Consider the following 4,531-nt stretch of genomic DNA (forward strand, 5'->3'; position numbering starts at 1 on the left):
CTGTTGCGCCGGTGCTCGCCAACTTTTACGGTATTATTTTAAATACAACCGGGAAAGATGGTACGCTCGTACCTCAGCTTCGTATGCGTAAAGCCAGCGACCTGGAAGTGCTGAGCTCCACCATAAAAATTACGCCGGTGCTGATCACCGGTTTTATGAGTGATGTGGTGAAAGCCAGCAAGGCCGATGGTAATTATGAATATATACAGCTCATGGCCACACGGGACATTGATTTTTCAGTAACGCCTTTTTCCGTAGTAACCACTAACAATGCCAATGCCTCCACCCCAACAGGATATCCTGCCCAGGGATGGGCCACCGGCGGCTTACGCACCTATAAGTTTAATCTTACCTCAGGCAAGGCCGCTAAAGGCACCTTCTTTTATGTGGGCGGCACTGCAAAAATGATCAATGGCGAAGTATCAACGGATATAAGCGCTGCCAACTGGATAAGCCCCTATAATTACACCACTAATGGCGGAGCGGATTTTGGCACTAAAACCACCAATTTACTGGCTAATAGCGGGAATGCTTTTGGAATGGCGGTGTTTGAAGGTACAACGGTAACGGTTGATACCGAACCGGTAGATGTGATCTTTATATCCACCGGCGGCAGCTTGTACACAGCCGGTCCGCCTGCGCAGGGTTACCGTATCACCAATACAGACTGGTATGATGTGAAGAACCCGCGCACACGGAAGGATCAGCCGTTCTATAGAAGCGGCACCAATACCCTGGCGCTTACCTATAACACTTCAGATCTGGGTATTTTTAACCTGCTGGGCGGGGAATACAGCACGGCTTTGGGAAGATGGACAACTGCCAGGAGCCAGCATAATGTTTTGCTCACCAAAACATCCCTGCTCACTGAAATTGAAACGCCGGAATCAACTAAGCTGAAATAATGACTATCCTTTGAATAACAAAAAAGAGCGTTGCACCCGGTGTAACGCTCTTTTTTTGTTAGATTTGCTTAGTTATTAGGCCCCAATATGAATAAGAAAGCAACCCCATGGATCTTTGTAACCCTGCTTGGGTTATCCATTGTGTTCCTGTTTATTTTAGTGCTGGCAAATTACAGGTCCAGGTTTGAGGTACCGGTGACCACTTTCTTTTTCCTGCTTGTTATCTGCGACCTGGCAGCTACTTATTTGCTTACCAAAGCGCTCAGGAGCGCAGCTTCCTATTCCGGTACGGTAATGAAGGGCAACCTCAAATTAACCGGGCCTGCGGTAATATTTTTTCTCATCCTGCTTATTGGCTACAGGTTCAGGCCGGTTGAAAAAAGCCCGCTTTTTAATATGGCTATTTATGTAGCGGCGCCGGCCGGTGATCCTGCGAGGCCGGAAGGCACTATCAGCATTCTTGCTGATAACGATGTTATAAACGCTGCCATTGATGTGAACGGGAAAGCCATGTTCCCCAACCTGAACCGGGATCACCTGGGCGATTCCCTGCACCTTACCTCCAGGATCGAAGGATATAAGATCTCAAAAAATAATGATACGGTGCTGCCTGTGCCGGGCGCAAGAGGTATACAGCTTAAGCTGCTGCCGGCAGTAGATTCGATATTGTATGTGGGATATATTTTTAAGCGTAACAATATACCGGTGGCCCATGCAACGGTGAAGTTTTCTGACTACCTGAAAAATGTGCAGACAGATGAAGAGGGCATGTTCCATGTTTACCTGCGCGCAAAACCCGGTGAGCGGGCCGATGTAATGGTTTTTAAGGACCAGGTAATGCGCTATTCAGACAAGATCTATCTAGGGAAGAACATTAAAATTGTTATTGATGATTAAGCGGCTGACCTGGATAATAATGACAGCGCTGCTGTTTTGCAGCAGGCCTGCTTTTTCCCAGGCAAAGGAATATGGTTTTCAGTTTGAAGTGCTGCTGAGCGGCAGCAAAACAAAAGCTGCCGCCAACATTACTTTTTTATTTAACGGCAGCAGGCAATCTACCAACACGCAGGGAATGGCCTACATTACGCTGGACAACCGCAACAGGCCGCCCATCAACATTCGCCCGGTAGATGAAAGGGAATACACCATTGTTGGCAATGAGGTCATTTACCTGCCGCCCAATGCCAACATCATAACCACGGTTACCATTGTGCGCTCATCCCAGAAAGAAGCGGCAGCCGCGGAAGAAATAAGCAAATTATACCGGCAGCAGAATATAGACCGGAAAGAGATGGATAGTATCAGGCGAACGAACCAGGTCATGTATACGCAAATGCTTAACCGGCAGGATTCCATCCTGAAAACAGTGATGAAAAATTTTAAGGTAACGGAAAGCGATCTGCGCTCCGCACGTGAGCTCATGGAAGGCCGTGACAAATACTTTGGCATTATTTCCGGGAACCTGGAAGGCTACCTGAACGAAGCCAAAGATGTAAGAGATGCTTTTCAGAACCTGGTACTGTACTCACTGGAAAATCCCAAATCATTCAAGCTGCTGGATTCAACTATAGAAGTATATAATCAATACTACAATCAGCTTAATAATACGAACGCCGAATGTGAAAAGGCCGTACAGGACTACTGGAAAAGCTATGAGCTGGCTATGAGCTATCATAACCTGGTTGATTTTTCCATTAACAATATACACCGGGCCAGCATTATACCGCTGAATGCTTCCCTGATCAGGAAAATAAACACTTACCTGAATGAGCCATCTAAAAAAAAGCGGAACACCTTAAAACAGGAGCTGATCCTGGAATTAAACAGCATTCTGCCTGTTTTTGATAATAACATCGGGATCCTGGATGTAAAAATTAAAGGCTTTATTACTAACCTCAAAGCAAAGAGAGATTTTCAGGGAGAATGACCTTTTTTGTTTAACCGCAAAATCTTTTTTATGAAAAGCAACCCCTCTGTACTTTTAGCAGCGCTGCTGTTACTGGCCGCTTCCTGCGGCGATTCTTTAGGCGACCTGGGAGGCCTGGTAGGTAATTATGTACACAACTTCTCTAATCAATGGGAAGTGGTAAAAGGCAAACCCACCGGCCTTTTTTTCTTTAATGTCTCTGATGTGGATAGCTCCAAAGGCACCGGCAACCTGGCAATAAATGAGAACACCCCGGCAGAAACCTACCTGCTGAGAGGCACCTTTGATAACCTAAAGGTGAGCATCCATTACCTCACAGATGCTGAGCGTAAAGCTATTGATGGCATAGATACCAATGGCCCGCTGGCCGGCACGGCTTATAAGGGCTTGCTGGATACCCTGCGCAAGCCGGTGATATTAAGAATGGTGAACACGGCCGATGGTACAGATTCCCTGGTGCTTAAACAGGGCTTCTGAAGCCATTACTGGTTATTGTTATTCTGCGGGGCAGCAGGTTTCTTTACCGGCGAAGCGCCATCTTCCATGATCATATAGCTGGCCTGTTTAAGCCCCTGGTTGGCGTTTACCCGTTTTTCAACATCCCCGTAATGGTTGTTGCGGATCAGTACATTGGAAGTATTGGTGCCTACACCGCCCAGTGTAATGGCTTCTTTGGCGGTATTAATGCTGTTATCTTCTATAATAACATCCGTAACGGAATTAGGATCTTTACCGGTAGAGGTGATGATGCAGCTGTAATCATACAGCCGGTTGCGCCGTACCAGCGCCCCTATGTTTAAACCAGCGCCACCGGAGCCAATGAGGTTAATGGACTGGTAACCGGAATGCTGATCGCCGGCGCCATACCAGTGGCTGTAATTGCCCTCGCGCAGCTCACACTCCACCACATCATTATACCAGCTGGGCTGCTTGCCATGATACAGCAAAGAGCCCCGGCATACAATACCATCGCTCCGGCGCATTTTTAAACCGGCTATTACACAGTTCTGGGCAGAGCCGTATAACTGGTACGCCCCTCCGTCGGAAACCTCGTTATTTACAAAGTATAAATTTTGCCGTACAGTGGTAATGCTGATAACAGAGCTGGCATCAGGCGCTACCAGGAAGGGCTGATCCAGCTGAACAGCATCGGCCGTATGGCCGGTAATGCGCCTGAACTGCCCGGCGCCTCTGCCTTCAATGATAAATACACCGCCGCCGTTCCATTTATTGGCGGGCGCCTGAATGCTGCCGCCGGGCAGGTTAATGGTATTGCCGTTTGCGCTGGCTATTGGGCCGGCATAGGCGCCACCACCGCCATCCAGGGTCATTACCTCACGGTCATTGGTGTAATCAAATGGTATAATGTTCCTGGCCTCATACAGGTCACGGCTTTCAACGATCGTAGCGCCGTATGCGTAACCATCTGCCTGTTTATAACAATCTTCAAATATTAATCCTTTGGACTGGATGGTCATGTAGGGCTGGTTAATGCCGGTATTATTCCTGGTGAACCGGCAATGCTGTATAAAGCCGGTACCGGCAACAGTGTACATACCGCTGGCATTAAAATCGCAGTTACGCACTTTCAGGTTGTTGCCGCGAATTACAATACCGGTTTTGGTCCAGCGGCTGTTGAGCTCTGCATCCACAGAATCACGGCTGGCTTTTGTGCGGTACATTTTGCTGCTCATTTGTG

4 protein-coding genes and 1 pseudogene are annotated in these 4,531 nt (G+C 47.8%); 4 read left to right on the top strand and 1 reads right to left on the bottom strand.

The genetic code is table 11. The features are described from left to right. The 4 genes and pseudogenes from VIM87_RS15250 to VIM87_RS15265 all read left to right on the top strand — a co-directional run. Positions 1-905: pseudogene (locus VIM87_RS15250) on the top strand (hypothetical protein); the annotation flags it as partial. Positions 906-992: 87 nt separating this feature from the next. After that, complete coding sequence (locus VIM87_RS15255) at positions 993-1,802, top strand: hypothetical protein (RefSeq protein WP_331997824.1); 810 nt, start codon at positions 993-995, stop codon at positions 1,800-1,802. Further along, the gene (locus VIM87_RS15260; RefSeq protein ID WP_331997825.1) at positions 1,795-2,832 is read left to right on the top strand and encodes a hypothetical protein; all 1,038 of its coding nucleotides are present in this window, start codon (positions 1,795-1,797) and stop codon (positions 2,830-2,832) included. Before VIM87_RS15255 ends, VIM87_RS15260 begins: the two co-directional genes overlap by 8 nt. Before the next feature lie 30 nt (positions 2,833-2,862). Continuing rightward, a complete protein-coding gene (locus tag VIM87_RS15265; RefSeq protein WP_331997826.1) occupies positions 2,863-3,309 on the top strand; it encodes a hypothetical protein in 447 nt (148 codons plus the stop codon). A gap of 5 nt (positions 3,310-3,314) precedes the next feature. On the opposite strand, the gene VIM87_RS15270 is transcribed toward VIM87_RS15265, so the two are convergent. Beyond that, the coding region (locus tag VIM87_RS15270; protein WP_331997827.1) for a hypothetical protein at positions 3,315-4,531 on the bottom strand (1,217 nt) is incomplete at its 5' end.

The sequence above is a fragment of the Chitinophaga sp. genome, from assembly GCF_036569125.1.
GTDB lineage: Bacteria > Bacteroidota > Bacteroidia > Chitinophagales > Chitinophagaceae > Chitinophaga.

Bases quoted from the DNA above. Each gene is read 5' to 3' on its own strand.
- VIM87_RS15255 (WP_331997824.1), top strand. From the start codon at position 993: ATGAATAAGAAAGCAACCCCATGGATCTTTGTAACCCTGCTTGGGTTA.
- VIM87_RS15260 (WP_331997825.1), top strand. From the start codon at position 1,795: ATGATTAAGCGGCTGACCTGGATAATAATGACAGCGCTGCTGTTTTGC.
- VIM87_RS15265 (WP_331997826.1), top strand. From the start codon at position 2,863: ATGAAAAGCAACCCCTCTGTACTTTTAGCAGCGCTGCTGTTACTGGCC.